Annotated in this window: 16 protein-coding genes; 3 read left to right on the forward strand and 13 right to left on the reverse strand. The window is 50.5% G+C overall.

The window, feature by feature from the left end; translation table 11 throughout:
* Positions 1–13: 13 nt before the first annotated feature.
* From cntA to ACQKPA_RS06810, 10 genes are all read right to left on the reverse strand, one after another.
* On the reverse strand, positions 14–1,618 hold the full coding sequence (gene cntA, locus ACQKPA_RS06765; protein WP_427490607.1) for a staphylopine-dependent metal ABC transporter substrate-binding lipoprotein: 1,605 nt from the start codon (positions 1,616–1,618) through the stop codon (positions 14–16).
* Positions 1,619–1,655: 37 nt separating this feature from the next.
* Positions 1,656–2,951 carry an opine metallophore biosynthesis dehydrogenase gene (locus ACQKPA_RS06770; protein WP_427490609.1) on the reverse strand — a complete coding sequence of 432 codons (1,296 nt, stop codon included), beginning with the start codon at positions 2,949–2,951 and terminating at the stop codon, positions 1,656–1,658.
* 27 nt (positions 2,952–2,978) lie between these two features.
* Positions 2,979–3,776 carry an SAM-dependent methyltransferase gene (locus ACQKPA_RS06775; RefSeq protein ID WP_427490611.1) on the reverse strand — a complete coding sequence of 266 codons (798 nt, stop codon included), beginning with the start codon at positions 3,774–3,776 and terminating at the stop codon, positions 2,979–2,981.
* Positions 3,757–4,638 carry a diaminopimelate epimerase gene (locus tag ACQKPA_RS06780; protein WP_427491690.1) on the reverse strand — a complete coding sequence of 294 codons (882 nt, stop codon included), beginning with the start codon at positions 4,636–4,638 and terminating at the stop codon, positions 3,757–3,759. The genes ACQKPA_RS06775 and ACQKPA_RS06780 overlap by 20 nt, the downstream gene beginning before the upstream one ends.
* Positions 4,639–4,894: 256 nt before the next feature.
* On the reverse strand, positions 4,895–5,551 hold the full coding sequence (locus ACQKPA_RS06785) for an SGNH/GDSL hydrolase family protein (protein WP_427490613.1): 657 nt from the start codon (positions 5,549–5,551) through the stop codon (positions 4,895–4,897).
* Positions 5,552–5,978: 427 nt separating this feature from the next.
* Entirely contained in the window at positions 5,979–6,848 is an 870-nt protein-coding gene (locus ACQKPA_RS06790) for a methyl-accepting chemotaxis protein (RefSeq protein ID WP_427490615.1), read from the reverse strand.
* 18 nt (positions 6,849–6,866) lie between these two features.
* A complete protein-coding gene (locus ACQKPA_RS06795) occupies positions 6,867–8,321 on the reverse strand; it encodes an aldehyde dehydrogenase family protein (protein ID WP_427490617.1) in 1,455 nt (484 codons plus the stop codon).
* Between the two features lie 356 nt (positions 8,322–8,677).
* The gene (gene ric, locus ACQKPA_RS06800) at positions 8,678–9,376 is read right to left on the reverse strand and encodes an iron-sulfur cluster repair di-iron protein (protein WP_427490619.1); all 699 of its coding nucleotides are present in this window, start codon (positions 9,374–9,376) and stop codon (positions 8,678–8,680) included.
* A gap of 372 nt (positions 9,377–9,748) precedes the next feature.
* Positions 9,749–15,217 carry a pectinesterase family protein gene (locus ACQKPA_RS06805; protein ID WP_427490621.1) on the reverse strand — a complete coding sequence of 1,823 codons (5,469 nt, stop codon included), beginning with the start codon at positions 15,215–15,217 and terminating at the stop codon, positions 9,749–9,751.
* Positions 15,218–15,305: 88 nt separating this feature from the next.
* Positions 15,306–16,877, reverse strand: coding sequence for a glycoside hydrolase family 28 protein (locus tag ACQKPA_RS06810; RefSeq protein WP_427490623.1), 1,572 nt, complete (start codon positions 16,875–16,877; stop codon positions 15,306–15,308).
* A gap of 300 nt (positions 16,878–17,177) precedes the next feature.
* Here ACQKPA_RS06810 and ACQKPA_RS06815 point away from each other — a divergent pair, with 300 nt between their 5' ends.
* Positions 17,178–18,020, forward strand: a complete 843-nt coding sequence (locus ACQKPA_RS06815) for an AraC family transcriptional regulator (protein ID WP_427490624.1) — start codon at positions 17,178–17,180, stop codon at positions 18,018–18,020.
* 58 nt (positions 18,021–18,078) lie between these two features.
* Here the strand turns inward: ACQKPA_RS06815 and ACQKPA_RS06820 are convergent, their stop codons facing one another.
* Entirely contained in the window at positions 18,079–19,665 is a 1,587-nt protein-coding gene (locus tag ACQKPA_RS06820) for a glycoside hydrolase family 43 protein (RefSeq protein WP_427490626.1), read from the reverse strand.
* A 16-nt stretch (positions 19,666–19,681) separates the two neighbouring features.
* On the reverse strand, positions 19,682–20,794 hold the full coding sequence (locus tag ACQKPA_RS06825) for a glycoside hydrolase family 88/105 protein (protein ID WP_427490628.1): 1,113 nt from the start codon (positions 20,792–20,794) through the stop codon (positions 19,682–19,684).
* A 285-nt stretch (positions 20,795–21,079) separates the two neighbouring features.
* Here ACQKPA_RS06825 and ACQKPA_RS06830 point away from each other — a divergent pair, with 285 nt between their 5' ends.
* Together ACQKPA_RS06830 and ACQKPA_RS06835 are read left to right on the forward strand one after the other, a co-directional pair.
* Positions 21,080–22,006, forward strand: a complete 927-nt coding sequence (locus ACQKPA_RS06830) for a pectinesterase family protein (RefSeq protein ID WP_427490630.1) — start codon at positions 21,080–21,082, stop codon at positions 22,004–22,006.
* A complete protein-coding gene (locus tag ACQKPA_RS06835; protein WP_427490632.1) occupies positions 22,006–23,439 on the forward strand; it encodes a serine hydrolase domain-containing protein in 1,434 nt (477 codons plus the stop codon). Before ACQKPA_RS06830 ends, ACQKPA_RS06835 begins: the two co-directional genes overlap by 1 nt.
* A gap of 188 nt (positions 23,440–23,627) precedes the next feature.
* On the opposite strand, the gene ACQKPA_RS06840 is transcribed toward ACQKPA_RS06835, so the two are convergent.
* Positions 23,628–25,121, reverse strand: a complete 1,494-nt coding sequence (locus ACQKPA_RS06840) for an extracellular solute-binding protein (RefSeq protein ID WP_427491692.1) — start codon at positions 25,119–25,121, stop codon at positions 23,628–23,630.
* Between the last annotated feature and the right edge of the window lie 111 nt (positions 25,122–25,232).

Genomic DNA, 25,232 nt, shown 5'->3' on the forward strand with positions numbered 1-25,232 from the left:
ATGAGTTCGTGTCCTATTCAAAATACATTTGCTCAAAAGGAAGCTCAAACTGGGTTTGTTTGAATGCAATGCCTTTTAAATCCTTGGGTGCAAGGACCGTGACGCTTCCGCTTGAAATTGGGATAAACACGGCTTCATCGTGAACCATTGTCATGATTTCAGCGTATAACGACTTGCGGGTCTCCTCGTCCTTGGATACCATAACCTCCTGAATATGTTCATATAGATGATCCGCTTCCGCGATCCCTTTGGTTGTATGTAGATAAGAAGCCTCGGAAGTGAAGGCAGAGATGGTGCTCTGAGGGTCATACGCCAATCCCCAGGTTTGATTAAACAACAGCTCATAATCCCCCGTGGATCTTCGATTCGCGATGGAACTCGACTCTTCGCCGATGATATCCAGCTTGATTCCGATCCCTTTCACCGCATTCTGGATGATTTCCGCCTGCGTTTTTTGCGACGATGAATTACTGTCATAGTATAAGTTCATGGCCAGTTTCTTCCCGGCTTTGATCCTGGCTTCGCCGTCGCTGCCCTTCTCCCATCCGGCCTGCTCCAGAATTTGCTCAGCCCTTCCCGGGTCATAACCGCGTTCCTTCAACTGGACATCCGCATAGTTCACGTTGGACGAGAACAGTTGATTCGCTGCCGCCTCGCTCCCCTCGAATATGTCCTTGCTGATCGTTTCGCGATCGATCGCATGCCAGATCGCTTCACGTACGGCGGTTTCGCTTACCGGACTATCCGAATTGCTGCTGTTGGCCACAATCATTTTTGTATTCATGGCTTCGCTGCGAACCAGTTGGTATGCTCCGGATTCAACCAGGCGATTCATCGCTTGCACATCGATGCTGTCGGCCCCCCGATCATCAGTGAATACAAAATTCACCTCCCCTTTCTGCATAGCCAAAAATGTCGTCTCTCCTGCAGGCAGTACCTTGGCCGTGATTTTTTTGATTTTTGGCGGACCTCCCCAATACTCCTCGTTGGCGGTAAAGGTAGCGTACTCATCGATTTTAAGTTCCGTAAACTGGTAAGGACCCGTACCATGGTGTCCGTTAACGCCATCCTTCGTTTCCCCTTGAATGAAATCCTTGGGTGAGAGGAATACATACGGCCGCGTCATGGACAGTTCGACCAGTGCAGGGTAATAGGCTTCGCTTAAAACCAATTGGACGGTGTGTGCATCCACTACCTTCACGCTCTTGATTTTGGTGGACAGCTTAATCCAGGCGTGTTTTTCGGCATTATGCTGCACGGCGTCGAAATTCAGTTTGACAGCTTCGGCATTGAACGGTTCACCGTCATGAAACTTCACGTCTTTTCTCAAATGAAAGGTATAGGTTCTCCCGTCTTCCGAAATGTCCCAGGATTCCGCCAGCAAAGGCTTGATCCCTTCCGCTGTGTTCTCCACCAGCGATTCATATACCATACCCTGAGCCGGCATGGATCCGGTGTATAAATGAGGATTCATATCATGAATATCTTTTGCTGTTGCATAGATGAGTTCATCCCGGATTACCGTCTCGGTCTTACTTCCCTGATTTGTCTCCCCGCACCCTGCCAGAAGCGCGATTGTGCACATAAACATCCATAGCATGACACTTTTTCTTTTCACGGTTTTCCTCCTGCTATCCACTTGTTTATGGTTTCGTTCATCTGTTTGATAGTTCCGTGCATATCAGCGCCAGATCTTCCTCGAAGCTCTGAACCGTGAAGGCATTGGACAACAACCGGTCCTTGTGAGCAAGTGATACATTTACGATTTTGTCTTCATACGTTTTTATGAAATGATCAATCGTCGGACAATCCACCTTTAAGAATCTGGCTATACCTTGTATGATCTTGATCCGATAATAATCCTCCTTGGGCATCCTCGGAATATCCAGGCAGCCTTCCTTATTGATGAACAAACTCCTGATCGGAACTGCCGAAAAATCAAAGTACTTTCCATCTGGATCCGGCTCAGAAAAAGGATCAATTAACAATGAGGCGTAACGTATATACAATAAATACTCCTGATGAATCGTTTGTAATTGATCAAAGCTATCGATTTCCTGGCGCGATAAGCTCTCGATTCTCACCGGATAGTTATCATCCGTCATGAACTTTAGCAAATTGATGCCCGTCATCCCTAATTGGTCTAGAATGTTCATCATTTCTTTCCACTGGGATAACATATTGCGGATCAGATCTTGCGTAATCGGGCCTTCAGGGAAAAGCTTATAAACGAACTTACGCGAATCCGACTCATCAAAAATGGCGTTTAATGAGAAGTCATTCATGAACAAAGCGGGGTGAACATATAACGAAATATTTCTCGCCTCTGCTTCCAGAGGCGTCTTCATGACTTCGAGAGTTATATCCAATTGCTTATACAGACCGCAGAGCCTGTCGACAAAATCAGAGCGCCCCCGTGTCGAGCCGATATAGACTTTTTTCTTGACCCCCGCGGTGATGACATGATTAGAAACTCGGCCACCCATCCACCTTGTGTCTCCATAATATGTAGAGAAACTAATGACTTCCGCATTGGGATTAAAGCTTCGAATATAACCGGTTATCAAGCTGTTGGAACCGAAAGTCGGTGATATCAGTACGAAACATTTGACCTTCCGCAGAACGTTATGGTGAATCTGTCGCATGACTCCCATATAAGCGTCGGTGGTCACCGCCAAAAATAAAGTGTCCCATTCGCCTTCAATGTTTTCAAATCCCCGAAACACATTATCAATGCGACACTCGCCTTCCATGGAACGATGCTTTTCATTTTGGATGCTTGCAAGAACCCTTTGATCATTTGCCGTAAGGGAGTCGAAGAACTCAGCAGACCGAACCGATTCACGTCCGGCGATCCCAAGGCGACAATGAAATCCCTTTTTAAGAGTCACTGCCAGCTGTAAGGCTGCTGGGCCTGTTCCCAACAACAGGACATGCTTCATCTCTCTCATAAGACACCTCACTTCGGTTACCGTCAGCTAAGCTGTGATTTTTTTATATAAAGCAATGTCAAATATATCGTCTCGGCGCAATACGTTATCCACTAATCCCCATTTACGATTGTCCGTCTCTTTCATGGGATAATTGAATAAAGACTTTAATCGGTTTCCATACCTCATGGCGACAACGACCTGTTCATTCGTCAATGGATATAACTGTTCCAACAACTCGTACTTATCAGCCACCGTCGAGCTAAATATGATGTGGGTGATCTCTTTCAAATCATCAAGGAAATCAACCGATGTCTTTTCCAATCGGATGTTCAACCCCGGACCCAATTTCTCTACAACCTTCACACCAAGCTCAATTGCCTCAACATCAATATCGATCCCGACCACCGCAGCTCCTGTACGCTTTGCGATCAATAGTGCTGTCATCGGAAAAGATCCAGAGCCAACCAACAATACTCTCGATTTAGAAGTGATCAGAAAACTTCCAAACTCTTTCTCAATACATTCCTCGATATTTCTGAAATAATCGGTGATCTCCGTATCTCCCTTTTGCAATTTCAGCGCACGATATTTCTCCAGGATCGCGACGCAGCGCGCCGAATTTTTCCTCAGACCATCAACAAGACCGCTAAATCTGCCGATTCCTTGTTGCTCCATTTCATCCCAAACTGTGATGTTAGTTTCGTCTGTTATAAACGCCGAGTATTGATCAATTAAACGCTCCAGCTCGGAACAGTGACGAGGTGTGTAATCGAATCGGTCAGCGAAGTACTCAAACCTGGTTAAATAATCATCTAATGATTTCTCAAACTCTGCTAACTTCATGAATACCCTCTCCTGCAGATAGGTTAAATTCCGTATCTATGAACGCTGTGCCTTGTGCTACGATTCCGACGGAACCTTCGATTTCCAGATGGGTCAGTCGGTCCTGGTCAAAAAGTGCCTTTACAAGCATTGTCCCGCCGGGCTGATGGATATGAGCTTCGATATTGCGTTTATTCTTCCAGGCTAAATAAGCTCCTATGGAAGCCGTACCGGAGCCGCACCCTCTTTCCCACACCGCACTGTTTAGTTTCGGGACGTATATAAGCGGTGTTAGCTGTCTTGAACTGGCGTTGTACAGCAGAATACCAAGCATGCTTGTGTCCAGAAATGGTCCGATGAGCTTGGCCAAGGATAACATGTTGTTCTTCATCACTGCATCTAAGCGTTCCACTTCAATCACGAAATGAACAAAGTCGCTGTACCGGACGGCAACCGCGTTAACAGGGGCCCCCCCTTCTTGAAGAACTGTTTGATCAATTTTCACCGGGAGCGGCATGTTGACCCGGCAGCGATAATCCTCCCTGTTTTTTGTTATGCGGCATGCCACTAATTGCTCGGCTCCTGAAACCTCTAATCGATATTCAGTTGTTTCGTGACGTTTCATCTGCTGTAGCTCAGCCAGGTATGCCGCCAAGGCCATGCAGGCATTACCGCAAAATTCACCTCCCGCCATTTGAAGTAACGCGTCAGCTTCCTGGTTCATGGATGGCTCAATGAAGCCAACTTGTTCAGCATAAACGTTGTCATAGGACATAATTTTAGAAGCAATACGTTTATGTTCATCACGTGGAAGCATCGTGTTAATTAGAATCGTCATATTCTGTGTTGGATTGCATTTCACAAAATCGATCATCTGCTTCAGCACGTAACACGGGCTCCCCTCTACTCCGAATTATGGTAGTTGGCTTGATTAGTATTTTAATCGTAATTATTACGATTAAAACTGAAAAGAATATAGCATGGCATTTTGTAATAGTCAACAATTATTTCCATGGATTTGAACAACAACAAAACCGCTGGATTCCGTTTCGAATCAGCGGTTTTGTTGTATCAGACGATCTATAAATTAATCCATGATTCATTGGTCTTGCGAGAAAGCGCGATACTGTGTACCTGTATCAACGAATAGCCAATGGACTATTCTGCACGACCCTCAGCCACTCACGTGAGATCAATTGATGCCCGGCTGTCGTGGGATGAATGCCATCCCATATCCAATACTCGGCTCCTGCTCGCTTGGCTGCATGATCAAACGCTTCTTGCAGGGGGACAAACAGCGTTTCAAATTCTTGAGCCAATTGCCGGACAACTAGGCTATATTCATTCAACCGTTGACGCCATTCGTCCCAGTGTTGCACGGTGGCACCCGTTTTCAGCACGAATGGCTCACATAACACTAGCCCTGTCTGTGGAAGCACTTGTTTCGTTTCCTCCAGTATGTGACGGTATGCTTTTTCAAACCTGTCCGTAGCACCGCTTGGCGAGCCTTCGATGATCCGACCTGCGTCGTTAACTCCAACCAACATACTGATTAGGTCAGGTTGCAGACTAATCGCATCTTCATTCCAACGCGCGTACAAATCCGCGACACGATTGCCGCTGATCCCTCGATTTATGAACTGAGGCCTGGTTTCCGCTAGTTCAAATCCCAGCTCAGCGGCAATCAGATACACATAGCCATGTCCATGGATATGATTAAGGTCGTTGTCGCGCCCCCAATTCCCGTCCGTTATGGAGTCACCTTGAAACAATACGATTTTGCTTGTCTTCGTCATCCTCTACCTCCCGCTCTCTTTCAAAGAAGTCGCTTGTTACCGTTTTCATAACAACCCCTCATCTCTTGTAATTATGATGATAAACCAAGCAGTAAAGGGAAAGTACCTGATCGATTGGCTTAAAAATCATATACATATTAGACATTTATAGACTTGCGTGAATTGCTGATGTACTGCCTTGAACGGAATATCTTTTGAAGTTCACGCCGGAGCGTTCCCCCGTCATCATGGGGATCCGGCTCAGGACAAGCTAAAGCTCGGGTTAAAGATAATGACGCGTATGATATGGGTATGGCGACCGTGTTATTGACATGCACTGCCACAGCATATCTAACAAAAAGCAGAAATACATCATCGATGTATTTCTGCTTTCCTGCTTTATTGGACCTGTATATAAAATTACAGCATAAGAGGAGTTGCTGATTTTCTATTGCTTGTTTTCTTTGGCATACAGGCTTTCTTCAGCAACCTGGGCAAGCTCCTCTGCTTTGATACTAATCTCATGGATCGTTGCGGAGAATTCCTGAATCGCCCTTGACTGGGTATCGGTTAGGGTATGGATATCGGAAAAAGCATGATTTAACCGCTGCAAAAATTCCTGAATATTCTTCGTAATGCCATTAATCTGGTCCACGTTCTCTTTGGAGCTTGTCGCCAACTTCCGAATCTCATCGGCAACGACCGAGAACCCCCTCCCGACTTCCCCAGCTCTTGCCGCTTCGATAGAAGCATTAAGACCTAACATATTGCTCTGATCCGAAATCTCCTTCACAACGCTGGAAATCTTCCCAATCTGCTGCGCGCTGGAGCTGACGTCCGTCATTTGGTTCGTTACGTCAGTTACACGCTCGGTCAGGTGAGCAATCGATTGGCTGATATCTTCAATGGACGCGGTGGTCTGTTCGACAATCGCGGAAAAACTCTCGGCCATCTCAAACAGCGCATTCGCTTTTTCAAGACTTGTCCCCATGCCTACACCGCCGATAACCCTGCCCTGTTCGTCATGCAGCGGAATCGCGCGTGCAGCTAGCGGAAATCCAAACAGCTCTTTCGGAACGACAGCCGATAAAGCTTTATTATTGCGGATGGCATCGGTTACGATATCCCCCTCCACAAGCGGGTCCCCAGGCTTGACATTCAGCGAAAAGGTTCTTCCCGGAATGTTGATGATAAGCTTCTCCGTATCATAAATGCCGATCGTGATGTCATCATTCGTAAGACTTTTCAGCAATGGAGCTATCTTTACAAAAGCACGGATCAGCTCATGCTGTGTTTGCTCTTCAGTCACATTATTCATGCCTATCTCCCCCAACCCTTAATACGGGAATTTCCTTTGTCCGTAATGAACCGATATCCATTTCATGGTCGTAAATTCATCCAGGCTCCATTGCCCATTCAGACGACCCAACCCCGACTGCTTCTCTCCGCCAAATGCTACAATCGGCTCGTCGTTAATCGTGACATCATTTACATGGATCATGCCTGTATGGACCTTCTTCGCCATTTCAACCCCGCGTTCAAGATTGGAGGTGTGAATTGCCCCGCTGAGCCCAAAACGTGTGTCGTTGGCGATTGCGATTCCTTCCTCTTCCGTTTCGAACGGGATGATACACACAACCGGGCCGAACAATTCCTCTTGTGCTACCTCCATATCCGGTTTCACATTAACGAGGACGGTAGGCTCCACCATTCTGCCGGTGATTTTACCCCGCACCAGTGGAACTGCACCTTGCTCTATGCCCTTCTCAATCAGCTTCTCCAGTGTTTCTGCCTGCCGATGGTTGATGACGGGCCCGATAATGGTCTGCGGATCGCTCGGATCACCTGTTGTAAGGGTGGAAACCTTCACTTTGTATTTATCTACAAATTCCTGATAGATCGACTTCTGTACGAGAATCCGGTTGGCCGACATACAGATCTGGCCTTGATGCGTGAATCTGCTGAACGTTGCCGCCTGTACCGCATAATCGATATCAGCATCTTCCAGGATAATGAACGCGCTGTTCCCGCCGAGCTCCAGCAGCGGCTTTTTGAAGTGCTTGACGGCCAGCTGGCCAATATGGCTTCCAACCTTGGTCGAACCCGTGAAAGAAATGATTCTCGGAATCGGATGCTCAACGAACGCATCGCCAATCTCCTTGATATCTGTCACCACAACATTCAACAGGCCCTTCGGTACACCCGCTTCTTCGAAAATCTTGCCGATCAAGGTTCCGCCCGTAATCGGCGAATCCTCATGCGGCTTCAGCACGACGCCGTTGCCGGCACCTAATGCCGGGGCGACGGACTTCATGGACAAGAAGAAAGGGAAGTTAAACGGACTGATAACCCCAACCACGCCAGCCGGAATCCGATACAGGCGGTTCTCCTTGCCATCCTCTGTGGAAGGTAAAATTTTTCCCTCCATTCTAAGGGGGAACGTAGCCGCTTCCTTAATCATATTTTTCACAAGACCGATCTCGAATGCCGCCTTCAGACGCGTTCCGCCCAGCTCCTGAACAATAATGGACGTCATGTCTTCCTCATGCGACTCAATATATTTAACAGCATTTTCAAGGATGTCGCGTTTAAGGTAAGGGTTAACCTTGTCCCATTCCAGCTTAGCTTGATAGGCAGCCTGATAGGCATCATCAATGTCTGCAACGCTCGCGATTTGAAAAGCCGTAATGACCTCATCATTATATGGATTGATGTCAGGCAGCGTTTTATCGCTTTTACCGTCTCGCCATTCCCCGCCTATGAATTGTTTTCCCAATTTCGAGTAATCCATATGAACCCTCCTGTGTCGAATAATTCCAACTGATCTATATAATTATCGACTAAATACAGGTAATTGTTAAGTGAATTTTATTTGATCTCTTCTCCCTACCCGGGGAAGGAGTCTGTACGCTAATCATGACAAAACAATAACGCCCTAACCATAAAGGTTAGGGCGTTATTGTACGGTTCGATAGTCATCCGGGCAGACGTTCATTCACTTTCACGGTCTTCAAACAATGTGTTAAAGGCACCCCATCCTTCCAGGCGGGCAGATACGGCCGCTGAGATTATTCAGGGTGCTTTGCTATCTAGCCGGGTAATGATAACCCCCTTCCTCACCCAGTGAAGAAGGGGTTCTAACCAAAGTTATACCGCTTGGCGAATCCGCTCAAACAATATGTTGTTTTCCAGATGGATATGCTCGAAGGTGTCCTTTTCAAGCATGGCCAACCGTTGATAGACCAGCCGATACGTGCCGCAGGCATCCGATGGAAGTTCGAAATCAGCGGTCACTTCCCGAAGCTCTTGAAGCAATCTGCCGGCGTGAGCATGTTCATCTTCCAGCTCAGACACATGCGGCTTAAGCTCTTCTGCAGCTTGGTGGTTAGGCTCTGCAACAAAGTTCAAGATAAGGGGGAATACATGCTCGTCCTCATCTTTCGTATGATCCAGCAGTTCTTTTTTCAGATCCGAGAAAAGCTCCTGCACCCGGAGAAGCTCGGGATGATGCTCACCATGGACGCGGGCCAATTTCGTCACATACGGCGTTAAAGCAGGTAATTCATCCCGCAAGAAGGCATGATGTTTATGCTGGATGTGTTCAATCAGTTCGGATTCCTTCAGTGAAGCCGGACGGCTTTCCTGATAATCGACAAACTTGTTCTCCAGGGATTGAACCTTCTCCAGTACGGCGGCAGGTTCCAAATTACGCTGTTTAGCCGCTTCTTCCAATGGCACCTGCCCTCCACAACAAAAGTCAATCCGGAGTGATCGGAATAAATCCGCAGTTTGCGGGATGGATGTAACAATATCGGATACGTGGCTCTGAAGCGTGAATGAACTCATAGTCAAACCTCCTTAGACTAAATTCCGTCTTTGTGAACTATTTCACTCTTACAACCCAAGTATATGAAATTCCTGGTTCCGTACATGTGATTGCAGTCATACTGAAATGAAACACTATGTGAACGTTCAGGATCGGAGAACAACGGAGCCAGGGCAACACAAAAACAGGGATATCATCATCCCTGTTTTGTGGATTCTAGAATAGAAGCATCATGATTTCCAGCTTGATTCAAAATTTGAGGACTTTAAAACTTATATAATATCTTCCCTTAATGCCTCGGCATGCCGCAGCAGGATGTCCGCCGCCATTTCCGACAGATGCTTGCCGCGCTGTGCCCGGACTTCGTTCTCAAAGCTGACCAGATTCCCCTTCTACAGCTTCTTCGTCAAACTGTTGGCGATACCGGCATTCCCAATCTCTCCGCTGCTTAGGAACCGTTCGATCAAAGCGATCATATTGCCGGTGCTCGTAACCGTCTGAAATTCAATCTCAGCTTCTGCCGTATTGCCCGCAATGTCTGCTCCTTCAACGGTTAAGACATGACTTCCGAGCGGAAGCTGATACAGCGGGATCGCTTCACCGGGTTGAACGGGTTGACCGTCCAGCTTGATGACCGTCCGACTTCCATCAATGCCGGAAACGGAGTCGGTGAGATGGATGTCCGGCGTCCAGTCGCTGGAGACTTTCCATCCTCCCTCTTGTGCCGGTGTCTCTACCTGAATATCCGGTGGGGACAGATCAATGTTCAGTGCAATGGATTGGATGCTTTCCTCAAGACCTGCAGCGTTGACGGAGCGATAGTATATCTCAGCCGATGCCGCTTCCCGATCCAGAATGATCGGCCCAGAGTACGGAATCCAGGTGATACCGTCAAAGCTGTAGACGGTTTCGGTAACGGTCGAACCGTCGTCTTCCGCGCTTAATTCAACGGTAACCGGCACCGTGTACCAGCCGTTCAGGCCGTTAGGTTGTTCCGGCGTTAGTTTGGAGGTTGTGTGCGGCGGCGTATCGTCCGCTTCCCCGTAAGGCTCTGGAAGAACCGGCATCATGGTCGGATCCCAGCCATCCGCCCCCTTCATCATCAATGGAATCGTGTACAGATTGGCTTCGTCCGGCGTGAGCTGCTTCGACCAATTTGCGCGGGTTTCGGCTGCCGCACCAAGTCCGGCATTGTTAAATTCGTAGTATTTGGCGGTATTCTCGTTTTCCGGCCTTCCCCATTTATGCCAGCCTTTATCGTGCACGATTCCTTCCATTTCCGAGTTCATGAACAACACATGGGCAAACGGTCGCCATGGACGTCCAAGATAAACATCTAAGGTTCCGTCCGCTCCCGTAATTTTGCTGTTGATGAACAAATATCCGTAAGACTGATTTTCCGGGGTGCTGGCGGCTGTAATATATCCACCTGAACGGACATTGTGAATGACGCTCCGGTCAAACACGGCGATTCCAGGTCCGTAGATAAAATCCACCGCTCCTTCAATATAACTGTTCTTCACGTACACCCGTTTCCCGGTATTGTTCACAAAGAACGTATCCTGATAACCGATCATGCGGACATTGTTGAAAAATGCCCGATCTCCCCGCAGATCCATTGCGGCCGCCGGGCCTTGGGCACCTGCTCCATTCGCGAACGTGATGTTCTCGGCTGTAAAATCATCGGATTCGACGGCAGTGGCACGCTCATTGAATCCGGTGCCCGTTATCCCGGTATAGGTGATGACCGTCTCTTCCTTGCTCTCGCCGATCAAGCTCACGGCATGCTTCGTTTTGGGTACGGTAACCTGCTCCTCATAGATTCCGTTACGGATATAGATTATCGTTCGGTCCGTATTGCCCTCCGGGATGGAGTCCACCGCGGCTTGAACGCTCGTAAATATACTTGTGCCGTCCTTGGCCACGATGATGACCGAAGCAGGCGTTGCCCCTTGAGGATAGCTTCCGACTCCCGGTCCGTTCTCGTTCACCGACTGGACCGAATAATAATAGGTTTTACCGGTAACGACATCCGTATCGATAAAACCGGGCTGCCGTAAATCAGACGCGATGACTTTACCTTCTTCGTTTCTGGATTCCGACCTTGTAACTTGGTAAGAAGCTGCGCCTTCTACGGCTGACCAGGACAGCTTGACGCGGTCTTTGGCGGGAGTTAATTGAAGATCACCCGGAGGCGGAGCGGTATTCGCAGGGAATGGAATGACCCGAACCGCTTCAGAATTTGCGCTTGAAGCGGTGCCGTTATGTGCGGAAACGACATAGTAGTAAGCCGTCCCGTTCTCCAATCCGCTGTCCTCATAGCGGACATCCTTTTCTTGATCGGCAACGACCGTGTAAGGGCCGCCGTGAACGGTACTTCGCTTGATCTGATAACTCGAAGCGTCAGGTGAGGCGTTCCACGAGATCGCCGCCGATGCATCGCCGGCACTCGCTTTAACGTTCGCAGGCGACTGTAACGGGGCCACCGGACGTACCGCGACCGGCTCGGACGCCTCGCTTTCGCCGGCAACACTTGTCGCCGTCACCGTATAATAGTAGACTTTACCGTTTACAAGACCCGTATCTCTAAAGAAAGGCTCTTCCACACGTCCTGCCTCGATATAAGGCCCTTCCTGGATTTCGCTTCGTTTCACCGTATAGGTGACCGCATGCTCCACCGGCTGCCAGGTAAGATCAGCTTGGGTGTGACGGCTAAGTCCCGTGAGCTCCGTCGGCGCTTGCGGCTTCACGGCATTCACCGAAGGCGTGACACGCACTTGGTTGGAGGGATCACTTTCTCCAAGCTCACTCACGGCGGTAACCACATAATAATAAGTGGTTTCATTGACGACGCTCGTATCCGTATACGATGGGTTGGAAGCACTCAAATCGGCAGCAACGGTCTCGTAAGGTCCCCCGTTTGTCGTACTTCTTTTCACGGTATACGATAGAGCTCCCTGCGCGCTGTTCCAATCCAGCTGAACCTTCCCGTTCCCCGGGATCGCGCGCAAACCTTTAGGTGCGGCTGCCGGCTCCACGTATATCTTGATGTTGTCGAAGTAATAGGTGCCCTTGCCGGTTCCGGGCGTCCTGCCGAACAAGGCGCTTCCAAGCCCTAAGGTCCGCATGTCGTCCCGAAGCTCAACCCGCTCGGCTGCCAGTACGTTGTCCACGTAAATATCCATGGTGTTAGCCGCCGCATTTGCAATGACTTTCAGATTGTACCAGCGGTTGGCGCCCGGTAGGTTGGTCAGCTTGACGTCTTGACCATTCTTGTTCTTGTAAACCAGGGCGTACGCATCCTCCTGAATCGGTAACTGAGGCTTGCGCACCTCAAGAGCAATCGGCGTCTTGGTACCTTCTGCATCCTTGATTTGAAGCAGCACCGAAGTGCCGGGCATGGCCGGTGACATGAAATCCGTCTCGACAACAACCGTGCCTGCCTGTCTCGGGAAGTTGATTGTAAACCCTGTGCTGCCAACAGCATTATCGTATACCTTCAGCGCCTTTTCCGAATCGTTGCCCGTAGAATTGACGGGGACTTCCTCCACGGTGACCGTATGCTCCGCATCCTGAGGCTGCGGGATCACGCCATATCCGTCAGGTACCGAGCCGGCTTCAAGGTTTTCGAAGTCATCGTTCACATAGTACACGGTTTTCGGGCCGCTGCCTGTATCCGCCGTTAGATTCACGTTGGAAAATGTCGCCGTATTGTATTTCCACATCTCGTTGTTCACTTTGGCCGCATCCGCCACAAGGCCGACATAGGCTTGCTTGGGCAAATCGACTTGGACGTTTCCAACCGTGGTCCAGCTGGTTCCATCTTGAGAGATCATTGATGTGTATTGGTTTTCCTTGCGGACAAGCTTGATCCAGTAGGGCAGCTGAAATTCCTGCTCCGGCTGAATTCTTGCAGCTTCTCCCCCCTCTTCTGCGCGGCTAAGGGTGACGCCTCTTTTCCCCGTACGAATGTAAGGGACGACCAGGGATATGAATGGAGCATCCTCCTTCAGGCTCTCGCGGAACATAATGCCGGCTTCTGCTTCCTCATTCGTGGGGGTAATGCTTTTGACCCTGGCAACAATTTCAGCATCGCCTTCTATTTCCTGATAGGCAAAATGAAAGACGTCCTTCGTTCCGCCGATATCGCCTGCCGCCTTGACGGTCACTTCGCCGGGGCCGTTACCAAGCTGCGTGTGTCCCGGAATTCCCGGACTGCCGACATCTGCCGACTTCCAAGGCTTGATGCTCCCTTCGGTGTTCACATGAACGACCACGCTTGTCGAGAACGCCATCGTGCCCGTATCGTCGATCGCTTTCGCAGCCCAATAATGGGTGCCGTCCGCGGCGTCCATCCACTCATAGCGGAACGGCATGCTCTCGTCTTCTCCAACCTTCTCCCCGTTCCGGTAAAACTCGACCTTCGATACGCTTCCGTCTTCATCCGAAACGGTCGCTTCAATCGTCACATTCGATCCGGCCTTGACCACCGTGTTGTTCGCCGGGGCGGTAATGACCGCAGAGGGATTGGCCGACCCGCTGCCTGTAATGGAATTCAAATACAGCTCCAGATTCGTATATCCTTCTCCATTGACCAGATTACGGTCGCTCGGATCTTTCAGGTCCAGACCGCGGGCGGCCTCCCAATCATTCGGCATTCCATCATGATCGTCATCCTCTATCGTAGATTTAACCGGTTCTACGAGCGGATATCCACCCACCTCATTCTGAGAGTTGATATGCATGCCGGTTCGGTGAATAACGTCATGGATGATTCTGGCATCGACGGCATCCCGCTTCGGCAGGGTGGCGCCAGCGCCTTGCATGACCCTTTCATAAGCGGCCTCGGCGGATTCGGTCGGCAATGGATTGGCGAAGGAAGCGGGGGCTTCCAGCTTCACGTAATTCGGATATTTATGAACGCCGGACCAGTTATCCTGTGTATATTCCGGGTGTCCGTCCATGATGTTGCCGTCGATATAGTAGCTTCCGGTGCTCTCCGCATTCATGAACCGAACGACTTCCGTTTCCGGGCCGGGCTTGTAATAATTGTTGATGATATTGGTAACCGCGCCTTTGCCTCCGTAAGAAGCAAAGAAACCCCAGTTGTATATAACGTTATTGCGGAAATCATGGGAGTTGCCTGCCGTGCTGTCAAACGCCGGGTTTCGGCTGGAATTGTGGGCGATCAAATTATGATGGAAGCTGGTGTTCTTGCCGCCCCATATCCCGCCGTAACCGTGTCTGCCTTTGACATGTTTGCTAATATGCATGGCGTCCGCAATGATTGACCACTGCACCGTGACATTTTCGTTACCGTAAGGGCTGAGCACTTCGTCGACGGACCAGCTGAACGAGGAGTGGTCAATGATAATGTCTTTCTTGTACCGTCCGCCAAAAGAGTCTGCTTCCGTTTCATTCATATCGCCCAGCCGGAATCGCATGTAACGGATGATCAGATTGTTTCCATCAAAGGTCGTTGGATACCCGATGACCGTAATCCCATCGCCCGGCGCCGTTTGACCGGCAATCGTCAGATTATCTCCGAGAATCTTAAGGGGAGATTTCAGCTCAATAACGCCGCCGACTTTAAATACAACGGTCCGGTTTCCGGCGCTGACCGCATCACGAAGCGAGCCCGGGCCTGAGTCGGCCAGCGTCGTTACCTCGTACACTTCGCCGCCCCGGCCGCCGGTCGCATATTTTCCACCGCCTTCGGCCCCCGGAAATGCAGGCGTTCGCGAGGAATTGGACGGGGTTACGGTTTCAGGGCTCTCTTCAGCATAAGCGGCTCCGCCGGAAAAACTTGTAAACAGCATGGTGAGGACAAGCATGTGCTTTAACCATTTTGCTGCTTTCAATTGCGTACCTCCTTATCATTGTGAGATGCTTGCAACGGTTATAATTCGATCACCTCCTTTCTAAGCCTTAATGAATCCGAAAGCTATGCTACTTGATCACGACCTCCCCAGGTCCCACTTCAGAAGAAATCATAATCTGCCTGGCCTTACTGGCCTTCATTCCCGAGCATTCGATTTTCCTGGACCGTTCCCCGGTCACCACCAGCAAGCGGTCATCCTGCGAGCCCCCTTCTCCGCTGACATTCGCCACCTGAACATTTCGGCTTTGGTGAAAGTGAAGCAGCTGATTTTGCTGATTGCGAAGGACGATGTCCTGAATGCTGAGGTTCTTTCCATTTCGGCAGACAATGCCTTCCTGACTTGTGATTGCGGACCGCTTCACCGTCAAGTTCTCCACGGGCATCTCCGGCAAGCCGTTGATGAGCAGTGCAGTATGCGCGCCGCTGCACACAATATCCTGAATGACAATATTCCGGAATATGGGGGTTTCCTCGGTAACCGGCAGCATCACTTCCGTTTGATACTCGCCGGAGCCGGCTTTCCCTTCGTAATATAAATTGAAGGAAATCGCATCCCCGTCGATATCCCGCATCCGGATCCGTTCAATGAAGATGTTCTCGACCACGCCGCCGCGACCGCGGCAGCTTTTAAAACGAATGCCGATATCGGTGCCGATGAAGGTGCAATCGGATACGTACACATCCTTGATGCCTCCGGACATTTCACTGCCGACCACGATGCCGCCGTGGCCGTGGTAAACGGTGCAGTTCCGGATGCTGATCCGCTCACTCGGCTTTCCCAGCAGGCGCCCGGCTTCATTTTTGCCGGACTTCAGACAAATCGCATCATCTCCTACATCAAACGAGCTGTTTTCTACGGTCACGTATTTGCACGAATCGATGTCCAGACCATCCCCGTTCTGGGCATACCATGGATTGCGGACGGTAATGTTCTGAATGGTGATCTGCTCCGATGCCCAGGGATGCAGGCACCAGGCTGCGGAGTTTTGAAAGGTCGGGCCACTGAGCAGGATTCGTTTGCAGTTTCTCAAGCTGAGCAGATTGGGCCTCAGGTAGTCTCTCACAGGCGCATAGTCATGTGGATCCTTGCTGCCTGACTGTTCGATTCGAGCCAGGGTTTCCTCACCGTCCCGAGCTGCCGGCGTAGGCCACCACAGTCCCTCGTCATCTACGACGCCGCCGGTGTGTATTAAACGATCCCATTGGCTTTCCGTCAGCTTCCCTTGCTTAACGGGCCTCCAGGCTTCGCCGCTTCCGTCAAAAATACCGCTGCCGGTGATCGCGATATCCTCCAGCCCTTCTCCATCGAGCGGAGACTGGCAGCGGAACATCTGCCTGCCCTCATAGGTGGACATCCGGATCGGATAAGCTTCGAATTGCTTGCTGAACACAACAAGCGCACCGGCAGAGGCGTGAAGCTCAATCCGGCTCTGCAGGCTCAACGGACCGGTGTGCCAGATTCCGGGAGGGATGACCACCTTCCCCCCTCCTGCCTTTGCGCAGGCTTCAATCGCTTGATAAAATGCCTGGGTGTTGTCATATACGCCGTCTCCAACGGCGCCATAGTCCGTAATCGTTACTGTATACTCCGGGATCACGGGCAAGTCAGGACATATTGCTTCTTCTGTTTGTTTGATCATGTGTACCTCCGTTTTGTAAGATTGCTTATTCGATTTATACCGGCAGGACGATTTACCTTCCGCCTGTTTCGGTAGCCATTTCGATGGCATGGCCATGGCGTTCCATCGGCACCTTTATTCCATCCGAGGTTAAAGAAAGCTTCAGCTCCGCTGAAAACATAAACATATACTTTCTTTACTCTTTAAAATTGTTGCCGATTGCGTTCAAAGCCCTTGAAGATCGGCTGCAGGCATGATATATAATTTTCTACGATCACTATCGGTGGTAATCCAACCATGCGAACAAAGGAGTTAGAGAGAATGAATGACCGGCTGCAGCCAAAGTACCACATCGGAGATCATGATTTCTCCATCCAATACATGTCGCGAAACGGTTCCAGCAGCATGCCCCGTCCGCATGAGCATCCCTACTTTGAGCTGTATTACTTGCTTAACGGTGAACGGGTCTACTTCATGGACGATAACGTGTTTACCGTCAAAAAAGGGGACATGATGATTGTGAACCCGCATGATCTCCACTCAACGGCAAGCTCCGATAAGCTGACCTTCGAGCGGGTGCTGATCAGCTTCTCCAGAAGCTTCATCGAACAGGGCGATGCCGGCGTTGCCAAGTTGCTTGATCACGGGACATCCAGGCTCGTTCGCATTCCGCTGAAGCATCAGCCCGAAATCGAACGGCTGCTCCTCTCGATGCTCGCAGAATGCCAAACCGAGCAGACTCACTACAGCTCATTGGTTCGCGCGTGGATGAACGAGCTGCTCATCCGCCTTCATCGGATCGAGACCACGCTTCAATCCCAAACCCATGAATATGAGCATCCGATGCACCAGAAAATTTCGGAGATAGCCCAATATATCAAATCTAATTATTATGAAAAGCTTACGCTGGAGCAGGTCGCCAAGCAGTTTTACATCAGCCCTTCCTATCTCAGCAGAGTGTTCACCAAGCTGACAGGCTTTCACTTTCGCGAGTACCTGCAGGTGGTACGAATTCGCGAAGCCCAGAAAATGCTCGTGAACAGCAGGGAATCCGTACAATTTATCTCCGAGCAAGCCGGATTTGAGCATATTGCCCACTTTAATAAAACCTTCAAAAAAATCGCGGGTACCACGCCTCTTCAGTACCGCAAGCGTCATGGATAGAATCGGGGCTGTTCCAAGGTTGTCACCCGTCTTGGAGCAGCCCCGCAAGCTTCTCTTTCTATCTCTCTCCACTTCCAACCCTAAACCAGTCGATATCCGCATACCCTCTGTCAGCTTGTTCTTCCGCACTTGCCGCGAACAATCCGATCTTGGCTCCAACCCAGTGACCCTTTTCGGCTTCGAACTCCTTATCTCCACACGGCATGAAAGGACCGTCAGCAGCGGCATAATCGAAGCAGCATTGAGCACCGGGATGAACGGTCACCCGAATCGTTACCGTCCCTTCATCCAATCCGTCGGACCACACCACCTTCTCCTTCGAGCCGTTCCCTTGGGCCTGGATGATTTCCATGCCGGAGCCGTCAGCCTTCATCTGGATGGCCGCATAAGCGAATGTTCGTCCGAAAACGATCAAGCCCGCCCGTTCACCGGGCTTTAGTGCCGCTCCATCCAGTTTGGTTTCCGCATGAAATACTTCCGCCGGGAATTTCTGCATCAGCAAGTGAGGAGCATCGTAGATCGTGCGCGAAGGCTGGTTCTCCGGCACCGGGAAGGCGAATAATCGCAAATGGCTTTCCTTCACGAATGCATACCAGGCCGGATCTGGATTGGCCTGCCACTGCCACTGAAGGCCAAGCTGAGCGTCTTCGAACTCGTCTGAATCGTCCGGTGCCTCAATCCTGTGTTCCCCGCCTACGTTTGGCTTCGGATAACGCAGAACCGGTTCGCCGATCCCGTCCCCATTCGCATCGATACCGATCTGCGGCCAATCATCGACCCAGCGCATCGGCTGCAGATGAGTGATTCGCCCGTATGCCCCTTTGTCTTGAAAATGCATGAACCAGCATTCGCCCGAAGCGAGCTCTACCCAGCCGCCTTGATGCGGGCCGTTAATCGGGCTATCGCCTTGATGCAGTACGATTTTGTCCTCATAGGGGCCAAAGACCGAGGTTGACCGAAGCACGGTCTGCCACCCCGTCGATACTCCCCCGGCAGGGGCAAAGATATAGTAAAAATCGTTCCGTTTATACATCTTCGGCCCTTCCATCGTCGGATGACGTTCGGTCCCGTCGAAGACGATCTGACCTTCATCCAAGAGTCGCTTTCCGTCCGGGGACATCCGGCACATTCTTAGAAGATGCTTGATCCCGCATCTGCTTTTGGCAAACGCGTGAACTAGGTAGGCCTTGCCGTCATCGTTCCAGAACGGACACGGGTCGATCAGGCCTTTCCCCTCTTGAACCAGATGCAGAGGCGTCCAACTGCCTGCGGGGTCCCTTGCTGTGCTCATCAAGATGCCGACATCCGGATCTCCATAGAACACCCAGTACTTGCCGTCATGGAACCGAAGGGCCAGAGCCCAGACGCCGTTCCCATGCTGAGGGACGTCATAGCCCGGCAGCTCCATCCGGGGCAGCACATGATTAATAATTCTCCAGTTAATCAAATCCTTCGAGTGCAGAACCGGCAGTCCCGGCAGATGACCGAAGCTGGAGGCCGTCATATAGAAATCTTCCCCGACCCGGATCACATCCGGATCCGAATAATCCGCATGAAGAACCGGGTTCACGAACGTTCCGTCTCCCTGGTCCGACAACCACGGTTTGTTCTGTAATGCTTGCATTGTTGACGATGAGTGCATCATTTAGTTCCTCCTCCTATCACGAATCTGCTAACCGTTCCATTTCCAGACTGGCAAGGATGAAAGGCGCTACGCCAATCTGGGCGTCCGACACCACTTTTTCGCTGATGTAATATTCGTAAGAACCGTTACGGTCGTCGCTGAGCCCCGCTCCATGACATATGGAATGAAGATGCACGCCGGTTTTGCCAGCCTCAACAAACCGCTGAATCAAACCTTCGTAAGCCCGCTCCGCAACAGGTCTTGAAGTCTGTTCCAGATACTGGAGCCGAGCGCCCTTGGCCAAAGCGTATATAAACATGGAGGAGCCGGAGGTTTCAAGATAATTGCCTTCCCGGAAGCCCTGATCGAGCACCTGGAACCACAGCCCACTCTCTTTCTCCTGATAACGTGCCAGCGCCCGGCTTAGGCGTTCGAATATGCCAATAATCGTACCTCGCTTCGGATGATCTACCGGAAAAAATTCAAGACTGTCCACAAGCGCCATCGCATACCAGCCCAAGGCCCGGCTCCAAAAATGGGGGGACCGCCCGCTTTCCGGATCGGCCCATACCTGTTCCTTCGCTTCATCCCATCCGTGATATAGCAGGCTCGTCTTGGAATCCCGGGTTCTTCGCTCCACCAGCAGAAGCTGATGAGCCACTTCGTCAAACAATTCAGAACGGTTGTAGATTTTGGCATACTGCGCCAGAAACGGCGAAGACATATAGAGCCCATCCAGCCACATCTGAAATGGGTATACTTTTTTGTGCCAAAAACCGCCGTCCGTCGTTCTGGGCTGGCTGATCAGCTGGGCGGCCAGCGTATGGGAAGCCTTTTCATAACGGGAGTCATGAAATCTGGCACTTAGCGCAAACAAATTTTTACCCTGGTTGATCTGGTCCAGATTATATTCTTCGATCCTGTACCCCCGAATGTCCCCATCCGCCTGGACAAACAGATCCATATGCCGCTTCATAAAATCAAAATAATCGTCCTTGCTATAAAAATCCCCTGTGCGGGCAATCGCCATGAGCATCATCCCGGGAACATACGCCCACCGGCGGGCAATTTCCGGGTGAAGTCCCTCGCTGTCCGCTTGACGGAGAATGGTTTCCGCCGTCCGGACGGACCATTTGTTCTCTTGCTTCAAAACCGCCTCACCTCAATATCCTTGGAAGTTTTAATCTCAAGCTTCATTATAAAGAAACTTAAACGATAAAAATTCCGGATTTGATGCTGAATCATCCGCATATTTTGCATTTTTTGCTCTGATTCTCAGTCTTCTTTCCCTCTAGAAAACAAGTCTAAGAAGCTGTTATTTCAAATCCGGCAAAAAAGGCAAAGAATGAGTCGATTTAAACATCGGAGCTGTTTTTATTGGAGTCTGCAATTCGATAACATAGATACAAAATCCATAGAAGGAGCGTGTTCATCGATGAAAATCACAGTAGATCCAAGCGGGCAAGGCGACTTCGTGACGGTCCAATCTGCAATCGACTCGATTCCTGAACAGTCCGATTCTCTTGTCATCATCGAAATCAAAAAAGGCGTTTACCGTGAGAAAATCAACATTCCTTCATCGAAACCAGCCATCCGTATGATCGGTGAAGGACCTGAAGAAACGATTCTTACCTATTCTGATAACGCCCACACCTTGGATGAAGATGGACAACCCCTCGGGACCTTTCGCAGTGGAAGCTTGTATATCTACGCCAATGATTTCAGCGCCGAACAATTGACCATCCGCAATGATTCCGGTCCTGGCACGGGTCAGGCTGTCGCTGCCTTTATCGATGCCGACCGAGTGTCCTTTCGGTATGTAAAACTCGTAGGTGATCAAGATACGCTCTATGTGTCCGGCGGACGTCATTACTTTGCCGAATGTTATATCGAAGGCGATGTCGATTTTATATTTGGGCCGGCAGCTGCCGTATTCGACCGGTGCACCATCCACTGCAAGCGGTCCGGTGGTTACCTGACCGCAGCCAATACGCCGGAAGAAGCGGAGTTCGGCTATGTCTTTATCGATTGCAAAATCTCGGGAGCACCCGGTGTTGAGAACGTATACCTTGGCCGGCCTTGGCGTGCTTACGCCAATGTGGTGTTCATCCGATCCGAGATGGACGGCTCGGTTCATCCGCAGGGCTGGCATAACTGGAACCAACCGGATCGTGAAGAAACATCCCGTTATGCCGAATTCGGCAGCCGCGGCCCAGGAGCAGCTCCCTCATTGCGGGTTGCATGGTCCAGACAACTCACTGAGGCAGAGGCTAAACGGTTTACCATCGAACAAGTGCTCAGTGGCCAAGACAGTTGGTTTCCGTTCTTCACTCCCGGTACATCCCATCAGACGAAAGGTTGATGATGATGACTGCACTGGCTCGAGTTCGTCCGGAGGAGGTCGGTATTCCTCCTTCCGCCATCCTCCGTTATATGGAGGATATGACGGAAAGGAATATGAACCTGCACAGCTTTATGCTGCTTCGGCATGGCAAAGTGGCTGCCGAAGGTTATTACTCCCCTTTTCACAAGGATTTAAGGCATCCGATCTTCTCCGTCAGCAAGAGCTTGACATCGGCTGCCGTCGGCATTGCCATCGGTGAAGGACGGATCTCCCTGAAGGACAAGGTCATTCATTTTTTTCCGGATAAACAGCCGGAGACCGTACACCCGTACACAGCCGATATGACCATCCGGCATCTGCTGAGTATGCAAACCGTCCACCGGAAATCAACCAATAAAGAGGCCCGGGACATCGTGTTCGAGTATCTTCATACGCCACCGAGTCATCCCCCGGGAACCGTCTTTGCCTACGATACAACCGGTACACATACGCTGTGCGCCATACTCCAACGGGTCACGGGGACCACCGTGCATGACTATCTCGATGCCCGCTTGTTCCAGCCTCTTGGGATGCAGGATATCGAGTGGGAGACCTGTCCGCTCGGAATTAACCTGGGCGGCAGCGGAGCCTATTGCACCACGGAGGATCTGGCCAAATTCGGTCAGCTCTATCTGCAGGACGGGGTGTGGAATGGGACGAGGATCCTCCCTGAGGGCTGGGTAGAGCAAAGCACGTCCAAGGTCGTCGATAACTCCAGTGCCGGAATTCTGCTGGAAGGACGAAGAGGGTATGGATACCAGTTCTGGCGGACCAGGCGTCAAGCCTACTGCGCTTTCGGCGCTGGCGGGCAATTCGTCCTTGTCATTCCAGACCATGACGCCGTTTTTGTCTCGACGGCCAACACCATGCTGAACCGGGATGAGCACCAAGGAATCATCGATAGCGTATGGACCCATCTGGTCCCTTATATGCAGGAGCCCTGCCCCTTTGATGATGCCGGTTATCAGCGGATGCAGCAGCGTCTAAGCGCTTTGAAGCTCCATCTGCCTGAAGGAAGCTCCATCTCCAGTACGCCCGTGCAGGTCTCGGGGCAGCAATATCGCCTAGCTGCTAACGAGCATGGATGGACAGGTTGCCATTTTACGTTCAGTGAGCAATATTGTGAGCTCATCCTCGTTCATGAAACCGGGTATTCCAAGGTTAAATGCTCCATGAACGACTGGCATATCGGTCCCGATCCTTTTTTCGGCCTTCCCTCCGCCTGTGGTGCTGTATGGGCTGATTCGTCGACTTGTTTGATTCACATTCAGCTGCTTGAACAGCAGCAGATGTTTATCCTCACCTGCCGTTATGACCGCGATGGTCTTGTGCTGCAAATCAAGCCGGCAGGCGCGCTTAGAACGAATCATCTTGATCTCGTGCTAGTCGGAACGAAAATGGACAGTCCATGAACCGAGCGCTCCTAATTTGCCTCTCCATATAAGTTGCATTGATTGATTTGCATTTTATCCAGCCGTGTGAAATGTTCTATCGATCATGAATACAAGTTATAAGTAGTGAGAGACAAAGCAGCCAAGTACGCCAGAGGCACTTCCTTTTACTTGCCAGCTTTGTCTCTCGTTTACATGCGCAATGACCGCTATTTTTGATTCGTGTAAGATTCTTTATATTCTGCTGCCATTTGATCTCCGCCGCTCTTCCTCCATTTCTCCACTTCCGCCTTCCAGCCGGCCTCGTCAATCTGCCCCATAATGAACTTGGTTTGCGCATCGGTGATGATCTGCTCCAGCTCTCCGCCGCGTTCATTGTAAGTCGTTGATTTCAGGGTGAGCGCCGGATTCGGCACAATGTATTTCTCATTCTCATACACGATTCGTTTGTTCTTGTTAAACAGCTCCGTTCCTTTCGGTTTCTTCTCCATGTTGTACAATTCGCCCCGTTGCGGAAACGTATCGCGATAAGGCTTGACTTCTTGAGCGTCCTTCTCCGCATCGATCGTTACGGTAAAATCTCCTTCGACTTTGTAATGTACGCCTTCGATGCCTTTATTAATGACATTGACCATCTCGGGATCCAGCAGCTTGTCAACGAAGGTCAGCACTTTAGCCAGCTCTTCTTCAGACTTGACCGTCGATTTCGGGATTGCCAGGAAGCCGGTATTTCCGCTTTCCCCCGGAACACGAATGCCTTCGGGACCTTGCAGCGGAGATACGTCGACAACGGCTTCCGGAACGACCTTCTCCAGCTTGGTTTGCAGCGATTGACCGTTACCGCCGGAGATCCGGATATTCGCGCGGCCCGATTCATACACCTTATTGAGCTCGGAGGAATCAACCACGGCGAAATCCTGATTGATCAGCTTCTCTTCATATAATCTTCTAAACAGCTTCATGACCTCGAAGAACTGCTCGGATACGAACTCCGGATAGAAATTGCCTTGCTCGTCGATGCCCCATTTATTAGGTGCGCCCTGGGAGACGGCAAGCCGGGTCAATGTCGATGCCGTACCCTGGTTATAGCCTTTGTCGAGCATCATTCCGTAGGTGTCCCTTTTTCCGTTGCCATCCGGATCCTCCTCCGTGCTGTACCGGATAATTTCATACCAATCATCCAGGGTGACAGGCTCCTTCAAGCCGGCTGCATCAAGCCAGTCCTTGCGGTAGCTGACAATCGCCCGGCCCATGTCCCGGAACAGGGGGATGCCGTACACTTTGCCGTTCACGCTGATGTTGTCGTAATAGGCCTGCGGCTGCGCGGCCAAATTCGGGTAATTTTTCAAATGGGATGTGATGTCCCAAAACAGATCGGCTTCGAGTGAGCTGATCGTTGTTGGCGTATAGTTCAGCTTGATCAGCTTCGGAAGCTCATTGGAAGCGACCATGACGTTAACCTTCTCGTCGTATGCAGAGTAGGGTATCCACTGAATCCGCAGATCCGTATTCGTATATTCGCGTATTTTTTCCTCCATCTGATTTTTCGGGTCGGGTATTTCCCCAACCTGATTAACCACCAGGGTGAGCGGATAAGGTCCGTCGCCATTGACCTCGCTCCCGCCGCTTTTGTCTCCGCAAGCCGTTACAACCATCATTCCCGCCAGCATCGCCATAATCGTTGTCATCCATCTTTTCTTCATCATTACCCCTCCATCATATTCATTTCTATTGGAAGCCCTCTTATGAGGTAGTTCAAAACGTCGTCTTCCCATGACGAAGTAATCCGGGAAGACTTTTTGAACTCGGACTCT

Source organism: Paenibacillus sp. NPDC093718 (assembly GCF_050279985.1).
Classification (GTDB): Bacteria; Bacillota; Bacilli; order Paenibacillales; family Paenibacillaceae; genus Paenibacillus_AQ.